The organism is Streptomyces sp. NPDC102467 (assembly GCF_044765445.1).
GTDB lineage: Bacteria > Actinomycetota > Actinomycetes > Streptomycetales > Streptomycetaceae > Streptomyces.
The window spans coordinates 137,467-162,440 of sequence record NZ_JBIWKA010000014.1 but is presented as its reverse complement, the minus strand read 5'-3'; the positions used below and the strand labels follow the sequence as shown (position 1 = coordinate 162,440).

The window sequence follows — 24,974 nt, the reverse complement described above, 5'->3', positions numbered from 1 at the left end:
AGGTACTAGGCCGCGCCGACGGTCAGTTCGTCGACGTCCGGCGCGGACTCCTCGGCGAGCAGGTCGTTGACCTTGACGACCGCTTCGAGCAGCGGCATGTCCACCCCGATGGCCTCGGCGAGGCCGAGGAAGCCCCGGGTGTCCTTGGGCAGGCAGACACCGCCGTACGGGCTGCCGCCGCGGATGCCGTAGTCGGGGTTGTACGAGGCCTCGGCGGAGCGGGCCACCGTCTGCGCGATCGGGTCCAGATCGAGGCCGAGGGACCGGCTGACCAGCCACATCTCGTTCCAGAAGCTGATCTTCGTGGCGTTGTAGATGTTGTGGGCGCACTTCACGAACTCGGCCTCGGCCGGGTCGGTGAACAGCCGGGTCTCGCCGCCGAACGGGGCCAGCAGGTCGGCGAGCCGTTCCCGGGTGCGGGCGCTGCGCGAGGCGATCACCGTCATCCAGGGGTGGCGGAAGTCCTCGACGGCCGAGGCGGCCCGCAGGAACTCCGGGTTGCTGGCGAGCGTGAAGTCCTCGCCGGCGGTGCGGCCCGACTCCTTCTCCAGGAGCGGCTTCACCACGTTCTCGGCGGTGCCGGGCGGCACCGTCGAGCGGACCACGACGACGTGGGCCGCCGTGGTGTCGGCCAGGGCCCGGCCGACCGCGGCGGTGCCGTCCTTGAAGGCGGACAGGTCGTAGCCGTGGCCCATGCTCGGGGTCGGCAGGGTGAGGAAGATGAACGCGTCGGGTTCGCCCCGCAGGTCGAGCACCTCGTGGGCGTCGAGTCCCTGGGAACGCAGGTGGTCCAGGCGCGGCCGCGCCACGTCGACGAAGGTCACCTCGTGCTCAGCACGGAGGAAACCCTTGCCGGTGGCACTGCCCACGACACCGGAGCCAACGATGAAGATCCTTGCCATGGTGAACTCGTCTCCTGGTCGGACGCGTGTGCTCGGCGACACGCGCATACGGAAACGGGATAGGGAATTCGCCCGTGGCCGGTTCTCCATGGCGCGCGGGCGCACGAAAATAGTGAGGGCGTGGACACGGAGGCGACGACTCAGCGTCGTCGCGTTCTCCGGTCGACCACCGCCCGTGCTCTCGATTCCACGGATTCCCGCTGCTCAGGACCGACGGCGTCGGCGGCGCGGGAGCTCTCGGCAGAAATCGAGTGCACTCCCCCTCAACCCCCCTGAATTACACAAACGAGGAGCGCCCTAGGGCGCTCGCCCCTCCATGTCAGACATTAGGGGCTTTCCCGCCCGGAGGGCCAGAAGAAATAGAATGTGGCTATTAATGGTGCGTGTCTCAAAGTTGACGCTTTGCCCGTCAGCAGGGGTTCTGTTGGTTGAATCGGAGAAACGCGACGCGAAAACGGCCCCCTGCGCACGGTGAGTGCGCCGGGGGCCGTCCTCCACAGGAGGGAACGCGTCAATCTGTCGCGATGGCGTTCAGTACGTTCATCCGGCCCGCCCTGAACGCAGGCACCAGCGCCGCGAACAGGCCTACGAAGGCCGAGCCGATGAAGACCCCGATGATCGTCGGCCAGGGGATCTCCAGGACGCCGAGGCCCTCAAGGGCAAGCAGCTTCTGGGCCGTCGCTCCCCAGCCCATGCCGAGCCCGAGGCCGAGCAGGGCGCCGAAGAGGGCGATGACCACCGACTCCAGGCGGATCATGCGGCGCAGCTGGCGGCGGGAGAGGCCGATGGCCCGCATCAGGCCGATCTCCCGGGTCCGCTCCACCACCGACAGGGCGAGGGTGTTCACGACGCCGAGCACCGCGACGATGATCGCGAGGGCGAGCAGCCCGTAGATCATGTTGAGGAGCTGACCGATCTGGTCCTTGAGGGTCTGCTTGTAGTCGGTCTGGTCCTTGACCTTGACGGTCGGGTCGGCGGCGACGGAGGCCTTGAGCGCCTTGTACGCCTGGTCTTCCTTGCCGTCCGCGGCCTTGGCGAACATCATCCCGTTCAGCGGCACCCGGTCCGCCGGCAGGTACTGCTTCGCGGTCGCGAGGTTGGTGTACATCGCGCCCTTGTCGAACACGGTGTCGTCCGAGGTGATCGCCGCGATCGTGAGCTTGGTGGTGCGCCCGTGCTCGAAGGCGACGGTCAGCGCGTCACCCACCTTGAGGTGGTTCTTCTTCGCGAAGTCGGAGCCGACCGACATGGCGTTCTTTCCGTACGCGGCCCGCAGCTCGCCCGAGGTCGCCTCGCGCCGCAGGTCCTGGGCGTAGGACGGGCTCGCCGCGACCAGCTCTTCCTTCTCCTTCTTGCCGCCCGGGGTGGTCAGCGTCGTCTTGACGTACTTGACCTCGGTGACGTGGGTGACGTCCCCGGACGCCGTGACCTTCTTCAGGGCCGCGGCGGCCTGCGGCGTGATGGCGCCGTTGCCGGGCTCGACGATGAAGTCCGCGCCGACCGACTTGTCGAGCTGGTCGGTGGCCGAGGCGACCATCGAGGAGCCGACGACCGAGAGGCAGGCGACGAGGGCGAGGCCGATCATCAGGGCCGCGCCGGTGGCGCCGGTGCGGCGCGGGTTGCGCAGCGCGTTGCGCTCGGCGAGCCGGCCGACCGGGCCGAAGAACCGCAGCAGTACGGCGCTGATCGCCCGGACCACGAGGCCGGCGAGGAGCGGGCCGACGACGACGAAGCCGATGAGCGTGGCGACGATGCCGACGCCCAGATACAGGGAGCCCTGGCTCGCCTTGTCGGCCTGCGTGGCGAGGTAGAGCGCGAAGCCGCCGCCGCCCGTGAGGACGAGCCCGAGGGCGCCGCGGACGACACCGGCCTTGACGTCCGCGGGGGTGCCCGCGTCGCGCAGGGCCGCCATCGGGGAGACCTTGCCGGCCCGGCGTGCGGGCAGGTACGCGGCGAGGACGGTGACGACGATGCCGAGCAGCAGGCCGATCGCGGGGGTCGTCCACTGCACGGTGAGGTCGTTCGTGGAGAGGTCCATGCCCGCGGCCGACATCAGCTTCATCAGTCCGACGGCCAGGCCCACACCGGCGCCGACACCCACGACGGAGCCGACGACGCCGAGCAGCAGCGCCTCGATCAGCACCGACCGGTTGATCTGCTTCCGGCTGGATCCGATGGCGCGCATCAGGCCGATCTCGCGGGTCCGCTGCGCGACGAGCATCGAGAACGTATTGATGATCAGGAAGATGCCGACGAGGAACGCGATCCCGGCGAAGCCGAGCAGCGCGTACTTGATGACGTCCATGAAGGAGGAGACGTCGGAGGCGTTGGCGTCCGCGGCTTCCTTCTGTGTCTGGATCTTGTACGTGCCGTCCAGGGAGGCCGCGACGTTCTGCTTGAGCCGGGCGTCGGAGACTCCGGCGGCGGCGGTGGCGTTGATCTGGGTGAACCGGCCGGTGGCGCCGATGAGTTCACGCTGGGCGGTGGCGGTGTCGAAGTAGACGACGGCCGCGCCCGGGTTGGTGACCTTGAAGGAGGCGATGCCGACGATCTTCGCCTTGAAGTCGCCGGTGGCGGCGATGGTGCGCAGTTCGTCGCCGAGCTTCAGGTGGTGCTTGCCGGCGGTGTCGGCGTCGATCATGGCCTCGGTCGGGCCGCGCGGGGCGTGCCCGGAGTCGATCTCCATGGACCGGAGGTCGTTCTTGGTCCAGTTGCCCGCGATGGTGGGCGCGCCGTTCTCGGAGCCCATGTTCTTGTTGTGCGCGTCGACGACGGTCACGTTCATCGAACTGACCGCGCCCTCCACCGACTTGACGCCGTCCGCCGTGCGTACGGTGGCGAGCGTGGAGGCGGGCAGCGACTCGGGGCGGCCCGTCGCGCTGCCCTCGGTCCCTGAGCCCTTCGGGCTGACGGTGACGTCGGACGAGGTGGCCGTGAAGAGCTTGTCGAACGTCTTGTCCATCGTGTCCGTGAACACGAGGGTCCCGCAGACGAAGGCCACCGAGAGGAGCACGGCGACCGCGGAGAGGGCCATCCGGCCCTTGTGCGCGAGGAAGTTGCGCAGCGAGGTCTTCAGCACGGTGTTGGCGCTCATGGCGTCAGTCCTGGGGTGTCGATGGCCCGGCCCGGGAACGGGCGCGCGGCGCGTGGCGAGGAGACGGGCGCGAAGGGGCCGAGACCGGAAGCGGCCCGCAGGCGCAGCCGGATCCGGCGGGCGGAACGCGCCGCCCGGCGGCGCTCGGTGATGCTCATGACGTACGTCCCCGGGCGTCGAAGTCCTTCATCCGGTCCAGGACCGCGTCGGCCGTCGGGCGGAACATCTCGTCCACGATGCGGCCGTCGGCCAGGTACAGGACGCGGTCGGCGTAGGAGGCGGCGACCGGGTCGTGGGTGACCATGACGATGGTCTGGCCGAGCTCGTCGACGGAGCGGCGCAGGAAGCCGAGGACCTCGGAGCCGGCCCGCGAGTCGAGGTTTCCGGTCGGCTCGTCACCGAAGATGATCTCGGGCCGTGCGGCCAACGCCCTTGCTACAGCGACGCGTTGCTGCTGACCGCCGGAGAGCTGGGTGGGCCGGTGCTTGAGCCGCCCGGCGAGGCCGACGGTCTCCACGACCTGGTTCAGCCAGGCGCGGTCGGGCTTGCGGCCCGCGATGTCCATCGGGAGGGTGATGTTCTCCAGGGCGTTCAACGTGGGCAGCAGGTTGAAGGACTGGAAGATGAACCCGACCCGGTCGCGGCGCAGTTGCGTGAGCCGCTTGTCCTTGAGCCCGGTGATCTCGGTCTCGTCGAGGTAGATCTGGCCGGAGGTCACGGTGTCGAGCCCGGCAAGGCAGTGCATGAGCGTCGACTTGCCGGAGCCCGACGGGCCCATGATCGCGGTGAACTGCCCACGGGCGATGTCCACGTCGACCTGGTCGAGCGCGACGACGCGGGTCTCCCCCGACCCGTACGCCTTCACGACCTGCCGTGCCCGCGCGGCAACGGCCGTTCGTTCGCCAGTGCCCCCGTGCCTGGGAATGCTCACAGCCGTTGTCACGGTTTTTCTCCTATGTCGGTCACGCGATCCCGCAGTGGTCTGCGGTACGTCCAAGTCTGGTGATGCGGGGCCCCGGGCGCCCTGGTGGAAGTCACCGTCTTTCCCGGGGGAAAACCCCACCCCTCGAAGGTAGGAAGAACCCCCGCCCGCCTCGTCCTCCGGGGGGACGAACCGCCCCCGGTCCGTTGTACGGAGGAACCCCTAGGGGAGGTCCACCCTTCGGTGCAGCCCTACTCAGGGTCGTCTCCACCCGCATAAGCTCCTCACCGGAGATACGTGCAGGGGGAACACATGCAGGCGAAGAAGAAGACGGCGGTCGTCGCCGCGCTGATGCTGTGCATGGCGCTCGCCGCACTCGACTCCACCATCGTCTCCACGGCGGTGCCGCAGATCGTCGGCGAACTCGGCGGGTTCTCCGTCTTCTCCTGGCTGTTCTCCGGCTACTTGCTCGCGGTCACGGTCACCCTGCCCGTCTACGGCAAGCTCTCGGACACCCTGGGCCGCAAGCCGGTGCTGATCGCGGGCAGCGTGCTGTTCCTGGTCGGCTCACTGCTCTGCGCGTCCGCGTGGAACATGGGCGCCCTGATCGCCTTCCGGGTCGTCCAGGGGCTCGGCGGCGGCGCGATCCAGGGGACGGTGCAGACCCTCGCCGCCGACCTGTACCCGCTGAAGGAACGCCCCAGGATCCAGGCCAAGCTGTCGACCGTGTGGGCCACCTCGTCCGTCCTCGGCCCGGCGCTCGGCGGCCTCCTCGCCTCGTCCGCGGGGTGGCGCTGGATCTTCCTGATCAACCTGCCGGTCGGCGCCGTCGCGCTCCTCCTCGTCGCCCGCCATCTGCACGAGCCGCGCCGCGAGCCGGGCCCGCGCCCCCGGATCGACTGGGCGGGCGCGCTCGCCGTGTTCGCGGCCGGCGGCGTCCTGCTGACCTGGCTGGTGCAGGGCGGCGTGGCGTGGGCCTGGAACTCGACGCCCTCGATCACCCTGCTCTGCACGGGAGTTGCCCTGATCGGCGCGGTCGTCGTGATCGAGCGCCGGGCCGCCGAACCCATCCTGCCCGGCTGGGTCTGGCGGCGGCGCACCATCGCCGCGGTCAACCTCGCCCTCTGCGCGATGGGCCTGCTGATGGTGGCCCCGACCACGTTCCTGCCGACGTACGCGCAGTCGGTGCTCGGCCTCTCCCCCACCGCGGCCGGTTTCGTGCTCTCCGTGATGACGCTGAGCTGGCCGGTGTCGGCGGCCCTGAGCCAGCACGTGTACCGCAGGATCGGCTTCCGCTCCACGGCCGCGATCGGCATGACGGCGGCGCTCGCGATCCTCGTCGCGTTCCCGCTGCTGCCCTTCCCCGGCGCGGTCTGGCAGCCCACGCTGCTCAGCCTGCTGCTCGGCGCGGCCCTCGGCCTCTTCCAGCTCCCCCTGATCATCGGCGTGCAGTCCTCGGTCGGCTGGGCCGAGCGCGGCACGGCCACCGCCTCGATCCTCTTCTACCGGCAGATCGGCCAGACGGTCGGCGCGGCCGTCTTCGGCGCCGTCGCCAACGGGGTGATCTCCGGCCGCCTCGGCAGCGGCGCCGACCTCGACTCGGTGACCCGCTCCGGCGCCGACGAGGTGCGCCGGGCGGTCGACGCGGCCGTCGACTCCGTCTACATCGGGGCGGCCTGCGCGGCCGCGCTCGCCCTCCTCGTCCTCCTGCTGCTCGCACCCCGCCGCTTCCCGGTCCTGGACCCCGCACCCACGCCGGAGGACGCTCCGGCGCAGGACCGACCGATCGGTTTGTACAAACCCTCGCCCAACTCCCCTACTTCCGAGTAACGTTCCGGCTCCCCACGCACCTCCCTGCGGTCCGCCCGTCCCCGGCGGACCCCGCTCACGCAAGGAGATCGGGATGCCGCACTCTTCCCACGCCTACCGCTCACCGGCCCACCGCCTGCCCCGCCACCCCGACCTGCCCCCGCCCGGCGGCCCGAGCCGTGCGCTGCTCCTGCTGCGCACCGCGTACCGCCGGCAGCGCCGCGTCGCCACCCTCACCGCGCTCGGCTACTTCACGCTCTTCCTGCTGCTCTCGGCGTTCGCCCCGTCCGTGATGAACCGCTCCGCCAGCGGCGGCCTCTCCACAGGGCTGCTCATCGGCCTCTGCCAACTCCCCGTCTCCTGTGTCGCATTGCTGCTGTACGAGTACACCGCCCGGCGGCGCGTCGACCCGCTCGCGCACCGGCTGCGCCGACAGGGCCGGGGTCCGCGAGGCGGCGTACGATGACCGGCTCCTCGTCGGAGTCGATGTCACTGGTGGCGTTCACGGCGGTCGCCACGGTCACGCTCCTGCTGTGCGTCATGACCGGCCCCGACCGTGACGACCTGGAGGAGTTCTACACCGGCTTCGGGCGCCTGAAGCCGATGAGCAACGGGCTGGCCGTCGCGGGCGACTACATCTCGGCGGCGACCGTGCTCGGCACCGGCGGCATCATCGCCCTGATGGGGTACGACGGTGTCGTCCTCGCCCTGAGCACGGGGCTCAGCCTGATGCTCCTGATGTTCCTGCTGGCCGAACCGCTGCGCAACGCGGGCCGCTTCACGATGGGCGACGCGCTGGCCCGCCGGATGCCGGGCCGGGCGGTGCGCATCGCCGCCTGCGTCACCACGCTCACCGCCCTCACCCCGCTCATGCTGGTCCAACTCTCCAGCGCGGGCGACCTGTTGGGGTTCCTGCTCGGCTTCACCAGCGAGGGCTTCAAGACCGGCTGCGTGGTCGCCCTCGGCGCACTGATGATCAGCTACGCGGCGATCGGCGGCATGAAGGGCACGGCCGTCATCCAGATCGTGAAAATGGTGATGCTGCTCGGCTCGGGCGCCGTGATCGCGGCCCTGATCCTGCACCGCTTCGACTGGGACCCCGGTGCGCTGCTCGCGACGGCGGCCCGGCAGAGCGGCGCGGGACGCGCCTACCTCAGCCCGGGTCTTGAGTTCGCCGAGAGCCCCGACCCCCGTACGGACATGCTCAGTTCGCAGCTGACGGTGGTGCTCGGCGCGGCCTGCCTGCCGCACGTCACCATGCGCATGTACACGGCGCGGCACGCGCGCGAGGTGCGGCGCTCGATGTCCTGGGCGGTGTCGTCGGTGGGGGTCTTCATCCTGATCATCTCCGTCGTCGGGATCGGCGCGACGGCCCTCCTCGGCCGCTCGGTCATCGCGACGGCGGACGCGCAGGGCAACACGGCGTACCTGCTCGGCGCGCGGGCGGCGTTCGGCCCGACGATGTCCACCACGGAATCGCTGCTCTTCACGACGGTCACCACAGCCCTGTTCCTCACGCTCCTGGCATCGGTGGCGGGCATGATCCTGGCCTGCGCGAACTCACTGGCCCACGACGTGTTCGCGTACGGCAGACCGGAGTTGAGCGAGCGCAGGGAACTCAGGACGGCGCGCGTCTCGGCGCTCGCCGTCGGCGTGCCCGCGATCCTCCTGGCCACCCTCGTCCAGCACCGCAACCTGCAGCCCCTGGTCACGCTCTCCTTCTGCCTGGGCGCGTCCGCCCTGGCCCCCGCCCTGGTCTACAGCCTCTTCTGGCGCCGCTACACGCGCGCGGGCCTGATGTGGACGCTGCTGGGCGGCACGGCCGCGTGTCTGATCCTGATGACGGGCACGAACCTGGTCTCGGGCTCGCCCACGTCGGCCTTCCCCGGCCGGGACTTCAACTGGTTCCCGTTCACCACGACGGGCCTCGTCTCCATCCCCCTCGGCTTCCTCTTCGGCTGGCTCGGCACGGTACTGACGCCGCCGCGCAGGGCGGCGGAGCAGTTGCGGCAGTACGAGGCGGTGGAGGAGTGGATCCTCGCCGGGGCCGTCCGGCAGGAGAGCGCGGGCCGGTCGGGGGACCCGAAGCGATAGCCGCGGCGGGTCACTTGCCGAGCCGCTCCGCCACGGCCGCCCGCCGCGCGAACACCTCGTCCCGCGCCTCCGCCATCTCCCGCAGGGCGTCCCGGCGCTCCCGCTTGCCGAGCCGGTCGAGGTAGAGCCGGCCGTGCAGATGGTCCGTCTCGTGCTGGAGGCAGCGGGCGAAGTAGCCCCGGCCCTCGACGACCAGATCCGCGCCGTCCTTGTCCTGGCCGCGCACGACCGTGTGGTCGGCGCGCGCCAGCGACTTGAAGGGACCCGGCACCGACAGGCAGCCCTCCAGCTCCTCGACGAGTCGGCGCCCGGCGACGGGCTCCTCGGCCAGGACCGGGTTCGCGATGTGCCCGACGTGGCGCACTCCCCAGTCGTCCTCGATGTCCCAGACGAACAGCTGCAGGTCCACATCGACCTGGTTCGCGGCGAGGCCGGCGCCGTGCGCCACATGGTTCGTGGCGAACATGTCGTCGATCAGACGCGCCAGCTCCGGCGTACCGAACTCCGCGTCCGTGACCGGCTTGCAGCGGCGGTGCAGCACCTCCTCACCGACCACCGTGATGCGCCGCACGACGCCACGCTCGACCTCCGGCAACAGCCCCTCGCCCATGACCCGTCAACTCCTCGCGTCCGACCGCTACTTGACTTGTTTCTTTGCAAAGTAGCATCCTTTGCAAAGTGACCGAAGAAGATCTCACCGAAGAGTCCGGGGAGACGGGCCGGGCCGCCCGCACCCTGCCCGACCACCCCGTCCGTATCGCCCTGCTCGACCTGCTGGCCGAGCTCGGCACCGTCACGTCCTCGCAGGCGGCGGCCCGCCTCGGACACAGCTCGGGGCTCTGCTCGTTCCACTTGCGCCAGCTCGCCCGGCACGGCCTCATCGAAGAGGCCTCGCACAGCGGCGGGCGGGTGCGGCCGTGGCGGCTGCGCTGGGACGACCCGCGGCAGTCCGTGCGGGCCGTCGAGCGGTCGGTCGAGTCCGTCGTCCACCTGACGCCCGACGAGGTCGACCAACTGGCTTCTCGCATCGAGGAGTTGTTCGCTCCTTACGCGCACCGCCGCGACCACCCCGCGGGCGCCGTACCCGTCTCGGCCGTCACCCGGCTGCGCCCACTGCCCGCACCGGACGGGCCGGCGACCTGACCACCTAGGAACGCCGCGCAGCCCCATAGCGCCAAGCCCGCGCCGTCACCGCCCCACGCCATCCGCACTCCGGCCCCGGCACCGGCGACCGCCGTCAGGAGCACCCCGGCCGCCCACCACCAGGCCGCGCCCCGCACCAGGATGCGCGCCTCACCGGCAAGCAGCCGCAGAGCGGTGCACCGCGGGCGTGCCGGGCACCCTTGCCCCCATCGGGCCATGGTCACCGGGCCGCCGCGATCAGGGCGCGAGAACGATCCGTTCGCCGGGCCCGGTGGGGGCCGCCCACGCCTGCTCGACCTGCGACAGGGGCATCGACACCGGATGCACGGCCAGGCTGCCGGTGGTGATCTCGGCGGCGAGCGCGGGCAGTTCGGCCACGATGTCGGCGGTGGAGACGGAGCCCTGCCCGCTGCCCAGGACGCGCAGGTTCGCCTTGCGCAGCAGCGCGGAGGGCAGCGCCATCTCCTGGCCCGCCATGGAGCCGATCTCGATCCAGTCGAGGGGCGCGGAGCGGTCGGTGCGGGCGAGCAGCAGGGCGGGCATGACGGTCTCGGTGACGTGGCCCCACAGGTAGTCGATGACGACGTCGACGTCGGCGGCGCCCTTCGCGACGTGCTCGGCCACCTCGTCGGGTTCGCCGCTCAGCGAGAGCGTCTCGTCGGCGCCCAGCGCGGGCAGCAGCGCGAGCCGCTCGGGGTCGCGGCCCGCCGCCACCACACGGCCCGCGCCGAGGTGCTTCGCGATCTGCACGGCGAGCTGCCCGGCGCTGCCGGTGGCACCGAGGACGAGGACCGAGGCGCCGGGCCGCACGTCGACGCGGCGGCGCAGCGCGACCCAGGACGACATACCGGGGTTCATGGCCGCGGCCACGGCGGCCGGGTCGGTGCCGGGCGGCAGCGGGACGGCGCGGCGCCGGTCGACGACGGCCCGCTCGGCCATGGTGCCGACCGCGTCGTCCAGGGCGACGAAGTAGTACAGCTCCCCGTCGTCCGTGCAGCCGACGCCGTCGACGCCGGGAACCATCGGCAGCGCGCCGTCGGACGAGTAGTGGGTGCCGCCGGCGCCGGAGCGCACCCGCGGGTGCAGCCCGGCGGCCAGCACCTCCACCAGGAACTGGTGCTCGCCGCGCGGCACGGGCGTCTCGAAGGTGTCGTAGCGGGGCGGAGTGTCGAAGGAGTGGACGACGGCTGCGCGCATGAGGACCTCCCGGGGTGCGTGGGGACGGATCAGAACCGGGCGTACCGCTGAACTTTACGGGCCTGGTCACCCGCGCGGAGAAGCACGGCCTCGTCACCCGGGAACGCTCACCGCACGACGGCCGCGGCATCCTGCTCGCCCTCGCCCCGAAAGGCCGCGCCCTGGTCGAGCGCTGCGCAGCGGCGGCGGAGCGCCGATCGCCGATCTCACGGAGCCGCTGACCGCCGCCGAGCGCGACCGCCTCCGCGACCTGGCGGCCAAGACGCTCGACCCCGGCCCGCTCGGCGAGTGAGCCCCGGACGCGCGACTACTCCGCCGCGGTCCGCCCGGTCAGGGCCGCAAGCGAACTCCGCACGTGGTCCATATGGGCCTGCACCTCGTCCCGCACCTCACCGTGCTCACGCAGCACCCGCTCCGTCTCGCGGGTGATCCCTTCCTCCTGCGCCCGTGCCTGCGCGAGCAGTTCCGCGGCGGCCGCCTCCGCGTCCTCCTGCCCGTGCCGTGCGGCTTCCCCCGCCTCGGCGAACGCCCGCTTCGCGGCCGACAATCGTTCCTCGGCCGCGGCGACGGCGGCCGTCTCCCACTCGTCCGCGGCCGCCTCCCGCTCGGCGGCCTCCCGGTCGAACGCCTCGAGCCGCCCGGCATGCTCCTTGGCCTGGTCGCCGAGGATCCCCTCGCCGCGCAGCCGCGTCTCGCGCAGCACAGCCAAGGCCTCGCCCCGCGCCTCCTTCACGTCACGCCGCGCGGAGACCCGGATCTCGTCGGCGTGCGCCTGCCCCTCGCGCTCGCGGCGCCGGGCCCGCTCGTCGGCCTCGCCGCGCACCTCGTCGGCGTAGGCCTGCGCGGCGTCCCGCACCTCGTGCCCCGCCGCCCCCGCGGCGTCGGAGACGGCCTGCGCCTCGGCCCGTACCGCGTGCCGGACGGCGGCCTCCTCCTCCTCGGCCAGCTCAAGGAGGTACTGCGCGCGGCTGCCGAGCGTCTCGTACGTCTGCGGGGCCAGCTGGGCGACGACCGCACGCAGCCGCTCGGCCTCCGCCTCCATGTTCTTGGCGAGGACGGTCAGGCGCGCGGCCCGCTCCCACGCCCCGTCGCGGGCCGCGGACAGCTCCGCGGCTCGGGCCTCCACCTGCTCGGGGCGGTAACCACGGCCTCGTACGACGACGAAACCGTACGGCGACGCCGATGCGCCTGCACCGCTCATCTCGATCCCCTCTCCAACCCGTGCGACGTCCTGCGTGATGTCCTGCGCGATGTTCTGCGCGATGTCCTGCGCGATGTTCTGTGTGATTGGCGCACATCTTGATGGATCAAGCGGAAGCGTCCATAACGCGACACACGTGACACACCGCCCGACCTACTCGGCCAAGGATGCGTCAATTGGTGTCGAAAGTCGGAATCGCGGTGTCGGCGCGTAGCGCCGCGAAGAGTTCTTCGGCCTCGCTCCGGTTCCACTCGACGACATCGCCCGCCCCGGAAACATACGGTTCGCTCGCCACCGGCACGGTCGTCGTCCCGGAATGGCCGGACAGACCGGACACCTTTCGGCCCATCGTCGCCAGCGCGCCGATACCGGTGCCGGGGTCGACGGTGAGCGCGTCGAGCGAGGCGCTCAGGAACGGGATCAGCTTCCACGGCGGGACCAGCACCGCCGGGCTCAGCGCCTTGTCGGCGATCGCGTTGACCAACTGCTGCTGGCGCTCGACCCGGCCCAGGTCGCCCTTCGGGTCGGAGTAACGGGCCCGCGCGTACTGCAGCGCCTGGACCCCGCCCATGTGCTGACATCCCGCGTCGAAGTCGGCGCCGGACTTCTCGTCGTGCAGACCGCCGTCCGGTACGCACAGGGTGACGCCGCCGAGGGAGTCGACGACATCCACCAGACCCAGGAAGTTGATCTCCGCGTAGTGGTCGAGGCGCAGCCCCGTCGCCTGCTCGACGGTCCGCGTGAGCAGCTTCGCGCCGCCGAGCGCGTACGCCGCGTTGATCTTGTTCGTGCCGTGGCCCGGGATCGGTACGTACGAGTCGCGCGGGATCGAGATCAGATACGGGCCGCTGCCCCCGTAGTGCAGGATCATGATCGTGTCGGTGTTCAGGCCCTGGTCGTTGCCGACATGCAGTTCCTTGCGCTGTTCGGGCGTCAGGTCCGCGCGCGAGTCCGAGCCGACGAGCAGCCAGTCCGTGCCCTTGCCCGCCGTCGGACGGCCGTCGAAGTCGGTGAAGGCGTCCGTGGTCCGCAGCCGCGAATCCGCCCAGAAATAGAGCCCGGTGCCGTATCCGACGAGCAGCACGAGCACCACGAGCACCGTCAGCAGGACGCGCCTGGGCCAGCGCCGTCTCTTCGCCGTTCCGGTCCGCGTCCGTGTGCCCGCCATGAGCGCATGATCGGGGCGCCCGACCGATCCCGCAGGTCGAGCGCCCCGGCGCGCATGCCCTTATCGGCCTACGTGGCTACAGCAGGCCGTCCCACATCTGTTCGAGCAGCACCGACCACCAGGTCTCGGGCGAGCCGAGCGCCGCCGGGTCGATCCCGTTCAGCTGTGCCTGGAAGTCGACGGTCCAACGGCCCGCCTGCTCCTGGTTGAGGCCGTAGCGCAGCCGCCACATCCGGCCGAGCAGCCCGAGCGAGCGCGCGAACTCCGGCAGCCCGCTGTTCACGAACTGCGGCGGCACGGGCCCACCACCGGGACCCGCCTCGACCGGCACGGCCACAATGTTCGCCGTCCCGTACTGGACGCAGACCGCCTTGCCGAAATCGCTGCCCATGACGAGGTACGAGCCCGCGTCCGGCGCCGGCTGCACCCCGCGCTCCTGCGCCAGCTCGGCCAGCGTCGGCACCGGGCGGCCCGGCTGGGCCTGCGCCCAGAAGAACGGCCCGAAGTCCGCGGGCAGACCGGCCACGACGAGCGTGTGCGCCACGACGTCCGGGACGCCCTGCCGCGACACGGCCCGCTGGTCGAACCGGAACACCCCGGGCCCGAACGCGGCGGCCAGCTCCTGCGCGATGCCCTCCGGCGGGACCGGCGGCGCGGGCTGCGCGGGCGGCAGCGGCGCGCGGACCGGCGCCGGACGCGCCGGGCCGTCGGCGACCTGGTGCAACTCACCCTGGTGCGCGATGAGTTGCTGCATGCCCTGCTGGCGGGACGCGTGATCCGTGCCGTACGGCGCGATCGACGTGATCCGCGCCTGCGGCCACTGCTCCTTGATCATGCGCGAGCAGTACGCGCCCGGCAGCGCGCAGGACTCCAGCTCCGTGTGGAGTTCGAGTACCTGGTCCGCCGGGATGTTCATGCCGCGCAGCTCGTGGAAGATCTGCCACTCCGGGTGCGGCGTACCCGGCGCGGAACGCCGGATGAGCTGCTGCTCGGAGCCGTCGGGCGCGCGGTAGCGCAGCACGGCCTGGTACCCCGGGCCCACGGTCGGCTGGCCCATCGGCGGCGCCGCCTGCTGCGGGTAGCCGTACGCCGCCGGGGGCGGGCCGCCGGGGATCTGCTGCCCCGGCGTGGGCGGAGGCATCGCGCCGGGCGGCGGCCCGACGGGGCCCTGCGGAGCCTGCGGGCCAGGTCCCGCGAGCATCGTCGCCGCGTGATGGGCTCCGCCACCGGTACCGCCGGGCGGCGGGGGCGTGCTGCCCGGCGGCCTCGGCGCGGCGGGCTGCTGCGGTGCGCCCGGGACGCCGGGCGGTCCCGGCGGCGGCGGTGCCTGCCCGCCCGGGGCGCCGACGGCAGGTCCGGAGAGTATCGTCGCCGCGTGGTGCATGCCGCCGGGGGGCGGGGGCGTACTGCCGGGCGGCCTCGGCGCGGTGGGCGCGCCCGGGGCCTGCGGCTGCCCGTCGGGACCGAGCGAGGACACAAGCTGCGTCGGGACGTAGCCGCCCGCCGGAGCACCGGGCACACCGGGCGCACCCGGCGGCGGTGGAGTCTGCCCGCCACCACGATGCGGCGGCTGGGCCTTGCTGGTGGCGACGTCCGCGATGTCCCCGGCCCCGGGCGCGAGCGGCCGCCCGGCGGCATCCCGCGCGGGACCGGACGGCGGCGGGGTGTGGGAGCCGCCGGGCCCCTGCGGGTACCCGTACTGCGGCGCACCCGGAGCAGGCGGCGGCGTACCCGGCACGGCCGAACCCGGCGCCGGAGGCGGCAAGGGCGCACCCGGAACGGGCAGCGGGGCCGAACCCGGCGCCGACGGCGGCATGTTGGAACCGGCAGGCCCCTGCGGATACCCGTACTGCGGAGCAGCCGGAGCAGCCGGCGGCGTACCCGGCACGGCCGAACCCGGCGCCGGAGGCGGCAAGGGCGCACCCGGAACGGGTAGCGGGGCCGAACCCGGCGCCGGCGGCGGCACGTTGGAACCGGCAGGCCCCTGCGGATACCCGTACTGCGGAGCACCCGGAGCAGCCGGCGGCGTACCCGGCACGGCCGAACCCGGCGCCGGCGGCGGCAAGGGCGCACCCGGAACGGGCGACGGGGCCGAACCAGGCGCCGACGGCGGCACGTTGGAACCGGCAGGCCCCTGCGGGTACCCGTACTGCGGCGCGCCCGGCGGAGGCAGCGGCGTCGAACCACCCGGAGGCGGCGGCGTGTTGGAGCCGCCGGGCCCCTGCGGGTAGCCGTACGTCGGGGCGGGGGGACCGCCCAGCGAGGGGCTCTCCGCCGTTCGCGGCAACCGGCTGCCGCCGGAGATCAGCGCGGTCTTCGCCTCAGGGGTGACGCCGGGCGGCGGCATGTCCTCGGACAGCGGCGGCGAGAACACCGTCTCGGGCAACGGCACCGAGCGGTCCTCCTCGTCGCCCGCGCCGTTCGTGTCCGTACCTGCCCACGGCGTCGCGCCCTCGGGCGCGGCGGGAACGGAATCCTGCGGCTCGGCGGCGGCCCGCGCCGGAGCCGGAGCGACCGGAGCCGCCGGCGAGGGCGTGGCAGGCGGCACAGCGGAGGGAGTCGAGGGAGCCGAAGGACTCGGTGGCGTCGAGGGCGTCGACGAAGACGACTCGCGCCGGTCCGGGATTCCCAGCTTGTCCGCCGCCTCCTGCAACCACTCCGGCGGACTCAGCAGGAACGACGTCTGGTTCAGGTCCACCCGCTCGGGCGGCCGCGGAGCGGCAGGCTCGGCCGGGCCGTCCGGCAGCCCGTACTCCTCCTCGTACCGCCGGATCACCTCACCCACGGGCAGCGAAGGCCACAGCGTGGCCTCACCGCTGTCCCGCGCGAGCACGAGCCGCTGACGACCGCCGTCGGAGACCGGACCGGTCTCCCGGTCCTCCGCCCAGACCACGAAGCCCAGCTCGAACTCCCGCACCCGCACCTCACGGTGCTGGTAGGCGGGCACATCCCCGTTGATCCATTCCTCGGCGCGCTCCTGCGCCTGCGCGAACGTCACCATCGGACCTTCACCCCTCGTCCGCGTTCGTCGGCACGGCGTTCGCGAACCCGCCGTCCACCATCAAGTTCGCCACCGTCTCCAACTCCGGGGGATTACCGGCCAGCCGGGACAGGAACACATCGAAGTCGTCCCCGCACGGGAGCAGCAGCCGCTCCACGCGCTCGGCGGCCGACCAGCCGGCCGCGTCACCGCCGTCCCGCGCGTCGTCGTACGCGCAGAACCACACGGAACCGGTCGCGGCGCCCCGCACCTTCACGGCGAGGATGCCGCCCTGCACGAAACCGACCGCCAAGTAGTCCTTCGTCAGGTGATCACGCAGACATTTGTTGACGTAGAGCACATCGTTGACCGCGGCCTCGTCGCGCACCGTGAAGAACGGCTGGTCGATCAGGAGACCCAGCTCGGCGTCGAGCGCGGCCCCGACGGGCGCGCAACCGCCACCCGCCTTCAGGAAGGACCGGTAGGCGCCCGGCAGCCGGTACCCCAGATCCTCTTCCACGCCGAGCACCTGCTGCTCGGTCACCGCCACCGCCGACTTCGGCAGCGCGAAATGCGCGGGCCGGGTGTCCTGCAACGGGCGCGTGCCCCGCTTGTGCTGGTCCACGGCCGCCGTCGCGAGACCGCCGTGATGGCGCAGCAACGCCTTCACCTCTACGGGCACCAGCTCCAGGCGGCGCGATCCACGGACGTGGTGCCAGGTCCAGCCGTGCGGCGTCGCCACCGCCGGGATCGTGTCCCACAGCTCGTGCCCGGACGCGGCAAGCGCGGCGTTCGCCGACACATAGTCCGTGAGGCGCAACTCGTCGACGCCGAAGCCCTGGGGCGGCTCCGCGATCTCGGCCGCGGCCCGCGCGTACGCCGAGAAGTCCGGGTAGCCGTCGCCGTCCACCCGCACCCCTCGCGGGTGCCGGGCGGCGCGGACCGGGTCAGGGAAGTTCACTACCTGCCCGGCATAGGCCGCGTTCGGCGGCGCGGCCTGCTGCCCGAGCCGACCTGTCGTCATGGCGGTTGCCCCCTGCGGCGCTGTTGACGGTTCTTGTTCCGTACCGAACTCGTGCTCTGCTTTTTGACACGTATCGATCGCGGACAACGACAGCCTATGCGGTTGTACGACACGGGTCACCGGCCCTCCGGTTCCATGACCAGCAGTCACCCCAGTGTCACCACCCCGTGACGATCGGGCGTGTCGGCGGGTACCGGCTTCCGAACCAGCCGCCCCATTTGGCACTCTGTGCAGGCAACCTGGGGGATTGCAGGAGGGGAAGCACCACATGCACAGCGGTACCGCAGAGCCATCCGCAGCCACGGACGCGCCGTCCGGCGACGACCCGCGCGTCGGTTGGAGCGCCACCGATTCCACCGACGTTCCCGTACTGCGCGGACGCCGCGACGGCATCCTGCCCGCCGTCGCCGCCGCGCTCTCGGTACGCGGCAGCACACTCACATCCACCGCCGCCCGCGGCGAACTGGCGCCCGCCCTGCACCCGTTGGTGCAGGATTTCCTGGACACGCTGACGAGCGCACAGCGCGACCGGTTCACCGGACGCTGCGCCGAGACCATCCTCATCTCGCGCCGGCTCGCGGCCACGGACACCGAACGCGGCGAGAAGTCCAAGCGCGCCCGGCGCAGACCCATGACGATGAGCGAGGCCCGCAAAGCCCTCAAACACGCCAAACTGACCACCCGGCGCATCCGCGAGGACGGCGACCCGCTGCACGGCGGCTTCGCCCGGCCCTGCCGCGCCTGCGCCGCGCTCACCGCCCACTTCGGCGTGCGCGTAGTAGACCCCACCGCAGACACCGAGGACAGCGAGGCCGCCCACTGATGCCGAACTCCGCACCCGTGGACCGCACTTCGAACACCCGCTTCACCGGCACCGTCGACGCCACACTGCGGGCCGCCGGCTGGCAGCCCGGACGCTGGGACATCAAGCAGGCCGAGTTCTGGGCGGACGCGCTGCGCACCCACGTCTCCCCTGCAGGCCACCGGCACGCCGTCTTCCCCGCGGCGGTGGAGGCCTGGGCCGAGTTCGGCGGCCTGCATCTCACACCCACGGGCCCCGGCCGCCAGATAGCGCCGGTCCAGCCGCACCTCGATCCCCTGCACGGCCTCCACATGGCCCGCACCCTCGGCGACCTCGGCCGCGCCCTCGACACCGAGGTGAGCCCGCTCGGCGCGGAGTCCGGCACGGAAGCCCTGCTGGCCATCGACACGGAGGGGCGCGTCTACGCCCTCGACCACAGCGGCGACTGGTACCTCGGCCCCGGCATCGACCAGGCCCTGGAAACCCTGATCACCGGCGCCCAGCCGCCCCGCCTCCAGGCGATCACGGGCGACTGAGGGCTGAGGGTCCAGGCCAGGGCGTCCGGAACCCGGGCGTCCAAGGCCCGGGGCGCTGCCTGTACAGCCGGGGCGCCTGAGGAGGGCCAGGCCCTACGCCGCCGGAAGGACCGCCGAGACCCGGTAACCGCCCGCGTCCGTCGGCCCGGACACGAACACCCCGCCGATCCCGGCGACCCGCTCCTTCATCCCGACCAGCCCGTTCCCACCCGACGGCAACCCCGCCGCCGACGCGTCCGACAGCACCGGCGGCGGCTCGTTCTCCACCTGCATCGCCACCTCCGCGCCCCGGTGCGCGAGGCGCACGTACGTCTTCGCCCCGGCCGCGTGCTTGTGCACGTTCGTCAGCGCCTCCTGCACCACCCGGTACGCGGTCTGCTCCACCACCGCGGCGTACCCCCGCGCCTCCCCCTCCCACGTCATCTCCACCACCATCCCGGCCTCCCGGGACTGCCCCACCAACTCGTCGAGGTCGGCCAGACACGGGCCGCCCTCCACCGCCCCGGCCTCCTCCGCCTCGGCCCGGGACGCCGCCGCGGCCGCCGCCATCCCCACCGCCGCCAACGGCACCGCATGCACCGCCCGGCCACCACGCTCCGGCACCGGATCCCCGGCCCGCAGCACCCCGAGCATCTCCCGCAGCTCCGTCAGCGCCTGTCTGCCCATGTCCCCGACCAGCGCCGCGTTCTTCACCGCCTTCTCGGGGTCCTTCCTGGCCACCGCCTGCAACGCCGCCGCATGCACCACCATCAGCGACACCCGGTGCGCCACCACGTCATGCATCTCGCGCGCGATCCGGGTCCGCTCCTCGCCCCGCGCCCACTCGGCCCGCTCCTCGGCCCGCTCCGCGAGCAGCGACAACTCCCGCTCCAGCGACTCGTTCCGCTCCCGCAACGACTCCATCAACCGCCGCCGCGCACCCACGTACAGCCCGAGCAGCAACGGCGGCGCCGTCACCCCCAGCGACGTGGTGATCGCCACGAAGGGCACGAACCAGCCGCCGACCTGGAACCGGTCGCTCTGCACCATGTCCTGCTGCGCCCGGACCACCGAGACGATCAGCGTCCCGACGAACGACATCCCGGCCAGCGCCCCGATGATCCGGCGCGGCATCTCGGAGGCGGCCAGCGAGTACAGCCCGACGACGGTGAGCATGATGCCCATCTGCGCCGGCGTCACCGCCACCGAGACCAGCACCACGGCGATCGGCCAGCGCCGCCGCAACAGCAGCGTCCCGCCGGTCAGCACCCCGAAGACGATCCCCATCCATACGGGCAGCCCTGCCTTGTGCGCGAACGGCACACCCTCGAACGCACACTCCACGGCAGACGCCGCCGCGAGCCCCACATCGAGCCCGGCACTGCGCCACCGCTCCCACCACCACGGCCCCCCGGCCGTGGCTCGGTGAACTTCCCCCGTCGCGGTCATGCCTCCAGCCTACGGGCGCGCACCGCCCGTTTTCCGGCGAGTTTTACTAACTGGCCTACACCACTCCCCGTAATCGAACAGATGCGAAACCCACCGGTATCCCTCGAACGGCTGACCAGCGATCACTGCCGCCCCCGGACGCCGACATTCCGGCGCAGCCTGTGCCTATGACACACGCCAAAGGCAAGTACGCGGATTTCGAGGGGCTACGAAGGAGGGCGGTGCAGCTGCGCCGCGAAGGAGCGAGCCTCCACCGGATCGCCGACGAGCTCGGGGTCCGCAACAAGGAGGTTCTGGGCCGCCTCGTGCGGGGCGAACCCCCCGCGGAGTGGACCAAACGCCCGAGAGCGAAGGACGGCCTACGGGAACGGGCGCGCGAGTTGCGCCTCAGCGGCCGGACGTACAACGAGATCCAGGCCGAATTGGGCTGCTCGAAGAGTTCCGTCTCGCTCTGGGTGCGAGACCTGCCCGTCCCGGAGCCGCGCTGCACTCCTGAGGAGCAGCGGGCCCGGATGAATGCCGGACTGACGAAGTTGCGGACGGCACAGGACGAGGAGCGTCGGGCGACCAAGCAGACCGCCGCTCGTGCGATCGGCGGGATCACCGACCGCGAACTCTTCCTTGTGGGCGTCGGCCTCTACTGGGCTGAGGGAACCAAAGATAAACCGCACAAGCGTCGCGAGATCGTGGAATTCGTGAACAGCGATCCGGGCATGATCACCGTGTTCCTCGCATGGCTCGACCTTCTGGGCGTGGACCGCGGCCGCCTGCACTGCCGGGTCATGATCCACGAGTCGGCCGACGTGAGCGGCGCCGAGCGCTACTGGGCCGACATCCTCGGCATTGACGAACACGACCTCGCCAAGACGGTGCTCAAGAGACACAACCCCGCAACCGTCCGCAAAAACACGGGAGCCGAGTATCGCGGCTGCCTCGGCATCAGGGTGCGCCAGGGATCGGACCTGTACCGTCGCATCGAAGGCTCTTGGTGCGGCATAGTGTTGGGGGCCCGGCCGACCACCTGACGTAATGTCCGGTTTAGGCCTTAATGATCCCCCGTGGTGTAATTGGCAGCACTGTGGCTTTTGGTGCCATCTGTCCGGGTTCAAGTCCTGGCGGGGGAGCCGCGCTCGGTTCGGGGCCCGACCATCGGTCGGGCCCCGCCCTCATTTCCCCCTTCGAACGCCCCGGTATCCTGCGGATGTCCACCCCATTTCGAAGCCGAAGGACACACCCGTGAGCGCCAACCGCCCGGCCGCCGTCGTCGTTCTCGCAGCGGGTGAGGGCACCCGTATGAAATCGGCCACTCCCAAAGTCCTGCACGATCTCTGTGGCCGCTCGCTGGTCGGCCATGTGCTGGCCGCGTCGCGGGAGTTGGACCCCGAGCGGCTCGTCGTGGTCGTGGGGCACGAGCGCGAGAAGGTCGCCGCGCACGTGAGCGCCGTCGACGACGGGGCACGTACCGCCGTGCAGGCCGAGCAGAACGGCACGGGGCACGCCGTGCGGATGGGCCTGGAGGGGCTGGCCCCCGAGGGCGCTCTCGACGGGACCGTCGTGGTCGTGTGCGGCGACACTCCGCTGCTGACCGGCGAGACCCTGACCGCGCTGGCCGCCACGCACACCGCCGACGGCAACGCGGTGACCGTGCTGACCGCCGACGTGCCGGACGCGACCGGCTACGGCCGCATCGTCCGTGAGGCCGTCTCCGGCGCCGTGACCGGGATCGTCGAGCACAAGGACGCCACCGAGGCGCAGCGCGCGATCACCGAGATCAACTCGGGCGTCTTCGCGTTCGACGGCCGGCTGCTCGCCGACGCCCTGAAGAAGGTGCGTACGGACAACAGTCAGGGCGAGGAGTACCTCACGGACGTGCTGGGGATCCTGCGCGCGGCCGGGCACCGGGTCGGTGCGTCCGTGGCCCGCGACCACCGCGAGATCGCCGGTATCAACAACCGCGTGCAGCTCGCCGAGGCGCGCCGCACTCTCAACGACCGTCTTCTCGAGCGCGCGATGCTCGACGGCGTCACGGTCGTCGACCCGGCGAGCACGTTCGTCGACGTGACGGTGACCTTCGACCGTGACGCGACGATTCTGCCGGGCACGCAGCTGCACGGTGCGACGCATCTCGGCGAGGGCGCCGTGGTCGGCCCCAACACGCGCCTCACGGACACCACGGTGGGCGCCGGCGCCCGGGTGGACAACACGGTCTCCGACGGCGCCGAGATCGGCCAGCAGGCGAGCGTCGGGCCGTTCGCCTATCTCCGTCCCGGTACGCGGCTCGGCCTCAAGTCGAAGGTCGGTACGTACGTCGAGTTGAAGAAGGCGACGATCGGTGAGGGCACGAAGGTGCCGCACCTGTCCTACGTGGGGGACGCGACGATCGGCGACTTCACCAATATCGGTGCGGCGAGCGTCTTCGTGAACTACGACGGTCAGGACAAGCACCACACGTCGATCGGGTCGCATTGCAGGACCGGCGCGGACAACATGTTTGTGGCGCCTGTCACGGTCGGGGACGGTGCGTACACCGCCGCCGGCTCGGTCATCACGAAGGATGTGCCTGACGGTTCACTGGCCGTGGCCCGGGGCCAGCAACGGAATATCGAGGGTTGGGTGGCCCGCAAGCGTCCGGGGAGCGCGGCCGCGAAGGCGGCGGAGGCGGCCACTCGGGAGCCGGGTAGCGAAGGCTGACCGGAAACAGGTGCGTCCGACACGGCGTACCGTGATAGATGCTCACGATTCGCCTGGCTCGCTGCTATGACGCGCGGGCAGCCGCGGCGGACGAACTCGTCTGAGGAGACAGTGCTGTGACCGGGATGAAGACGCAGGGCGAGAAGAAGATGATGTTCTTCTCTGGCCGCGCCCACCCTGAGCTTGCGGAGGAGATCGCGCACCAGCTCGGTGTCGGGATCGTTCCGACCAAGGCTTTCGATTTCGCCAACGGTGAGATCTACGTCCGCTACCAGGAGTCCGCTCGCGGTGCCGACTGCTTCCTGATCCAGAGCCACACGGCTCCGATCAACAAGTGGATCATGGAGCAGTTGATCATGATCGACGCGCTGAAGCGTGCGTCGGCCCGCTCCATCACCGTCATCGTGCCGTTCTACGGTTACGCGCGGCAGGACAAGAAGCACCGCGGACGTGAACCGATCTCGGCGCGTCTGATCGCGGACCTCATGGCGACCGCGGGTGCCGACCGGATCCTCACCGTGGACCTGCACACGGACCAGATCCAGGGCTTCTTCAACGGCCCGGTGGACCACCTGTTCGCGCTGCCGATCCTGGCGGACTACGTGGGCGCGAAGGTGGACCGGTCGAAGCTGACCGTTGTCTCCCCCGACGCCGGCCGCGTGCGCGTCGCCGACCGCTGGTGCGACCGTCTCGGCGCTCCGCTGGCGATCGTGCACAAGCGCCGCGACAAGGATGTCGCCAACCAGGTCACCGTGCACGAGGTCGTCGGTGACGTGAAGGGCCGCGTCTGCGTCCTGGTCGACGACATGATCGACACGGGTGGCACGATCTGCGCCGCCGCGGACGCGCTGTTCGCGCACGGCGCGGAGGACGTCATCGTGACGGCCACGCACGGTGTGCTGTCCGGCCCGGCCGCCGACCGTCTGAAGAACTCGAAGGTGAGCGAGTTCGTCTTCACGAACACGCTGCCGACGCCGAACGAGCTGGAGCTCGACAAGATCACGGTCCTGTCGATCGCCCCGACGATCGCCTCCGCCGTGCGTGAGGTCTTCGAGGACGGCTCGGTCACCAGCCTTTTCGAGGGCGAAGCCTGATCCTCTGGAGGATCCGCGCACTGAAGATCCATTTGGGTACGGCCTCCCTCGCCGAGTAGACTGCCAAAGTTGCTCGGCGAGGGAGGCCGTACTTTTCTGTACGGCGATCCGTTATCGACGCGCTCTTCGTAGCAGGCCGTTTCGTGGCCGGGTGACCTTTTTCTCTGGTTTTCCCCAGTTCTACGAGGAGTTGAGAGCACATGTCCGAGGTCAAGCTCGCCAGCGAGATCCGTGCCGAGTTCGGCAAGGGCGCCGCCCGCCGCATCCGCCGCGAGAACAAGGTTCCCGGCGTCGTCTACGGTCACGGTGGCGACCCGATCCACATCACGCTGCCGGGCCACGAGCTGCAGCTCGCCCTGCGTACGCCGAACGTCCTGCTCTCCCTGGACCTCGACGGCGGGACCCAGCTGGTCATCCCCAAGGCCGTGCAGCGTGACGCCCTCAAGGGCTTCATCGAGCACGTCGACCTGCTCCTCGTGAAGCTCGGCGAGAAGGTCACCGTCGAGCTCCCGATCGTCGCCGAGGGCGAGCTCGCCGCGGGCAGCAACCTGCTCGAGTACGTCCTGAACACGCTGGCCGTCGAGACCGAGGCCACGCACATCCCCGAGTCGGTCGTCATCTCGATCGCGGGCCTGGACGCCGGTGACGCCGTGCACGCCAAGGACATCAAGCTGCCGGCCGGCACCACGCTCGCCGTCGACGAGGACGCCATCGTGCTGCAGGTCCTGGCCGCGCAGGCCGAAGAGGCCGCCGCCGAGGGCGACGAGTCCGCGGAGGCCTGAGCCTTCGGCTTCTGAGCCGTCGTACGGGGTGGTGGGCGCGGCCTGCCACCCCGTACCGCTGTATCCGGCTGTTCCTATCCGGCTCCACCGTCGTCCCGTACGTACGC

At 71.4% G+C, this 24,974-nt stretch carries 22 protein-coding genes and 1 tRNA gene; 12 read left to right on the top strand and 11 right to left on the bottom strand.

The window, feature by feature from the left end; genetic code table 11:
• Nucleotides 1–5: 5 nt before the first annotated feature.
• The 4 genes from ACIREE_RS28615 to ACIREE_RS28600 all read right to left on the bottom strand — a co-directional run bounded on the left by ACIREE_RS28615 (nt 6) and on the right by ACIREE_RS28600 (nt 4,939).
• Nucleotides 6–902: a 2-dehydropantoate 2-reductase N-terminal domain-containing protein gene (locus ACIREE_RS28615; protein ID WP_404158086.1), complete on the bottom strand. Its 897-nt coding sequence runs from the start codon at nt 900–902 to the stop codon at nt 6–8.
• Between the two features lie 511 nt (nt 903–1,413).
• On the bottom strand, nt 1,414–3,996 hold the full coding sequence (locus tag ACIREE_RS28610; RefSeq protein ID WP_404158084.1) for an ABC transporter permease: 2,583 nt from the start codon (nt 3,994–3,996) through the stop codon (nt 1,414–1,416).
• Entirely contained in the window at nt 3,993–4,154 is a 162-nt protein-coding gene (locus ACIREE_RS28605; protein WP_404158081.1) for a hypothetical protein, read from the bottom strand. The genes ACIREE_RS28610 and ACIREE_RS28605 overlap by 4 nt, the downstream gene beginning before the upstream one ends.
• The gene (locus ACIREE_RS28600) at nt 4,151–4,939 is read right to left on the bottom strand and encodes an ABC transporter ATP-binding protein (protein ID WP_404158078.1); all 789 of its coding nucleotides are present in this window, start codon (nt 4,937–4,939) and stop codon (nt 4,151–4,153) included. The genes ACIREE_RS28605 and ACIREE_RS28600 overlap by 4 nt, the downstream gene beginning before the upstream one ends.
• 291 nt (nt 4,940–5,230) lie before the next feature.
• Here ACIREE_RS28600 and ACIREE_RS28595 point away from each other — a divergent pair, with 291 nt between their 5' ends.
• The 3 genes from ACIREE_RS28595 to ACIREE_RS28585 all read left to right on the top strand — a co-directional run bounded on the left by ACIREE_RS28595 (nt 5,231) and on the right by ACIREE_RS28585 (nt 8,821).
• Nucleotides 5,231–6,748: an MFS transporter gene (locus ACIREE_RS28595; RefSeq protein ID WP_404158075.1), complete on the top strand. Its 1,518-nt coding sequence runs from the start codon at nt 5,231–5,233 to the stop codon at nt 6,746–6,748.
• Nucleotides 6,749–6,821: 73 nt separating this feature from the next.
• Nucleotides 6,822–7,193: a DUF485 domain-containing protein gene (locus tag ACIREE_RS28590; RefSeq protein WP_404158072.1), complete on the top strand. Its 372-nt coding sequence runs from the start codon at nt 6,822–6,824 to the stop codon at nt 7,191–7,193.
• Nucleotides 7,190–8,821, top strand: coding sequence for a cation acetate symporter (locus ACIREE_RS28585; RefSeq protein ID WP_404158070.1), 1,632 nt, complete (start codon nt 7,190–7,192; stop codon nt 8,819–8,821). Before ACIREE_RS28590 ends, ACIREE_RS28585 begins: the two co-directional genes overlap by 4 nt.
• Nucleotides 8,822–8,831: 10 nt before the next feature.
• Here the strand turns inward: ACIREE_RS28585 and def are convergent, their stop codons facing one another.
• Nucleotides 8,832–9,431: a peptide deformylase gene (gene def / locus ACIREE_RS28580; RefSeq protein ID WP_404158067.1), complete on the bottom strand. Its 600-nt coding sequence runs from the start codon at nt 9,429–9,431 to the stop codon at nt 8,832–8,834.
• A gap of 68 nt (nt 9,432–9,499) precedes the next feature.
• Here def and ACIREE_RS28575 point away from each other — a divergent pair, with 68 nt between their 5' ends.
• Entirely contained in the window at nt 9,500–9,964 is a 465-nt protein-coding gene (locus tag ACIREE_RS28575) for a helix-turn-helix domain-containing protein (RefSeq protein ID WP_404158064.1), read from the top strand.
• Nucleotides 9,965–10,201: 237 nt separating this feature from the next.
• Here ACIREE_RS28575 and ACIREE_RS28570 read toward each other — a convergent pair whose 3' ends face one another.
• Nucleotides 10,202–11,161 (bottom strand): zinc-binding alcohol dehydrogenase family protein, encoded by a 960-nt coding sequence (locus tag ACIREE_RS28570; RefSeq protein WP_404158061.1) that lies wholly within the window; start codon nt 11,159–11,161, stop codon nt 10,202–10,204.
• Nucleotides 11,162–11,175: 14 nt separating this feature from the next.
• Between ACIREE_RS28570 and ACIREE_RS28565 the strand changes: the two genes are divergently transcribed.
• Nucleotides 11,176–11,382, top strand: a complete 207-nt coding sequence (locus tag ACIREE_RS28565; protein WP_404158058.1) for a MarR family winged helix-turn-helix transcriptional regulator — start codon at nt 11,176–11,178, stop codon at nt 11,380–11,382.
• Between the two features lie 86 nt (nt 11,383–11,468).
• Here ACIREE_RS28565 and ACIREE_RS28560 read toward each other — a convergent pair whose 3' ends face one another.
• From ACIREE_RS28560 to ACIREE_RS28545, 4 genes are all read right to left on the bottom strand, one after another.
• Nucleotides 11,469–12,362 (bottom strand): cellulose-binding protein, encoded by an 894-nt coding sequence (locus tag ACIREE_RS28560; protein ID WP_404158056.1) that lies wholly within the window; start codon nt 12,360–12,362, stop codon nt 11,469–11,471.
• A gap of 172 nt (nt 12,363–12,534) precedes the next feature.
• The gene (locus ACIREE_RS28555) at nt 12,535–13,530 is read right to left on the bottom strand and encodes an LCP family protein (protein WP_404158054.1); all 996 of its coding nucleotides are present in this window, start codon (nt 13,528–13,530) and stop codon (nt 12,535–12,537) included.
• 76 nt (nt 13,531–13,606) lie between these two features.
• A complete protein-coding gene (locus ACIREE_RS28550; protein ID WP_404158051.1) occupies nt 13,607–16,531 on the bottom strand; it encodes an SUKH-4 family immunity protein in 2,925 nt (974 codons plus the stop codon).
• 7 nt (nt 16,532–16,538) lie between these two features.
• Complete coding sequence (locus ACIREE_RS28545; RefSeq protein WP_404158049.1) at nt 16,539–17,534, bottom strand: SMI1/KNR4 family protein; 996 nt, start codon at nt 17,532–17,534, stop codon at nt 16,539–16,541.
• Between the two features lie 268 nt (nt 17,535–17,802).
• Here ACIREE_RS28545 and ACIREE_RS28540 point away from each other — a divergent pair, with 268 nt between their 5' ends.
• Together ACIREE_RS28540 and ACIREE_RS28535 are read left to right on the top strand one after the other, a co-directional pair.
• On the top strand, nt 17,803–18,357 hold the full coding sequence (locus tag ACIREE_RS28540; protein WP_404158046.1) for a YwqJ-related putative deaminase: 555 nt from the start codon (nt 17,803–17,805) through the stop codon (nt 18,355–18,357).
• Nucleotides 18,357–18,872, top strand: a complete 516-nt coding sequence (locus ACIREE_RS28535) for an SUKH-3 domain-containing protein (protein ID WP_404158043.1) — start codon at nt 18,357–18,359, stop codon at nt 18,870–18,872. Before ACIREE_RS28540 ends, ACIREE_RS28535 begins: the two co-directional genes overlap by 1 nt.
• Nucleotides 18,873–18,965: 93 nt before the next feature.
• On the opposite strand, the gene ACIREE_RS28530 is transcribed toward ACIREE_RS28535, so the two are convergent.
• Nucleotides 18,966–20,300 (bottom strand): sensor histidine kinase, encoded by a 1,335-nt coding sequence (locus tag ACIREE_RS28530; RefSeq protein WP_404158040.1) that lies wholly within the window; start codon nt 20,298–20,300, stop codon nt 18,966–18,968.
• Nucleotides 20,301–20,467: 167 nt separating this feature from the next.
• On the opposite strand from ACIREE_RS28530, the gene ACIREE_RS28525 reads away from it, so the two are divergent.
• The 5 genes from ACIREE_RS28525 to ACIREE_RS28505 all read left to right on the top strand — a co-directional run bounded on the left by ACIREE_RS28525 (nt 20,468) and on the right by ACIREE_RS28505 (nt 24,867).
• Nucleotides 20,468–21,325: a hypothetical protein gene (locus ACIREE_RS28525; RefSeq protein WP_404158037.1), complete on the top strand. Its 858-nt coding sequence runs from the start codon at nt 20,468–20,470 to the stop codon at nt 21,323–21,325.
• A gap of 27 nt (nt 21,326–21,352) precedes the next feature.
• Nucleotides 21,353–21,424: transfer RNA gene (locus ACIREE_RS28520), tRNA-Gln, on the top strand.
• A gap of 112 nt (nt 21,425–21,536) precedes the next feature.
• Nucleotides 21,537–22,991, top strand: a complete 1,455-nt coding sequence (gene glmU / locus ACIREE_RS28515) for a bifunctional UDP-N-acetylglucosamine diphosphorylase/glucosamine-1-phosphate N-acetyltransferase GlmU (protein WP_404158034.1) — start codon at nt 21,537–21,539, stop codon at nt 22,989–22,991.
• A gap of 116 nt (nt 22,992–23,107) precedes the next feature.
• Nucleotides 23,108–24,085 carry a ribose-phosphate diphosphokinase gene (locus ACIREE_RS28510; RefSeq protein ID WP_404158031.1) on the top strand — a complete coding sequence of 326 codons (978 nt, stop codon included), beginning with the start codon at nt 23,108–23,110 and terminating at the stop codon, nt 24,083–24,085.
• Nucleotides 24,086–24,285: 200 nt separating this feature from the next.
• Nucleotides 24,286–24,867, top strand: a complete 582-nt coding sequence (locus tag ACIREE_RS28505; RefSeq protein ID WP_404158028.1) for a 50S ribosomal protein L25/general stress protein Ctc — start codon at nt 24,286–24,288, stop codon at nt 24,865–24,867.
• The last annotated feature ends 107 nt before the right edge of the window (nt 24,868–24,974 follow it).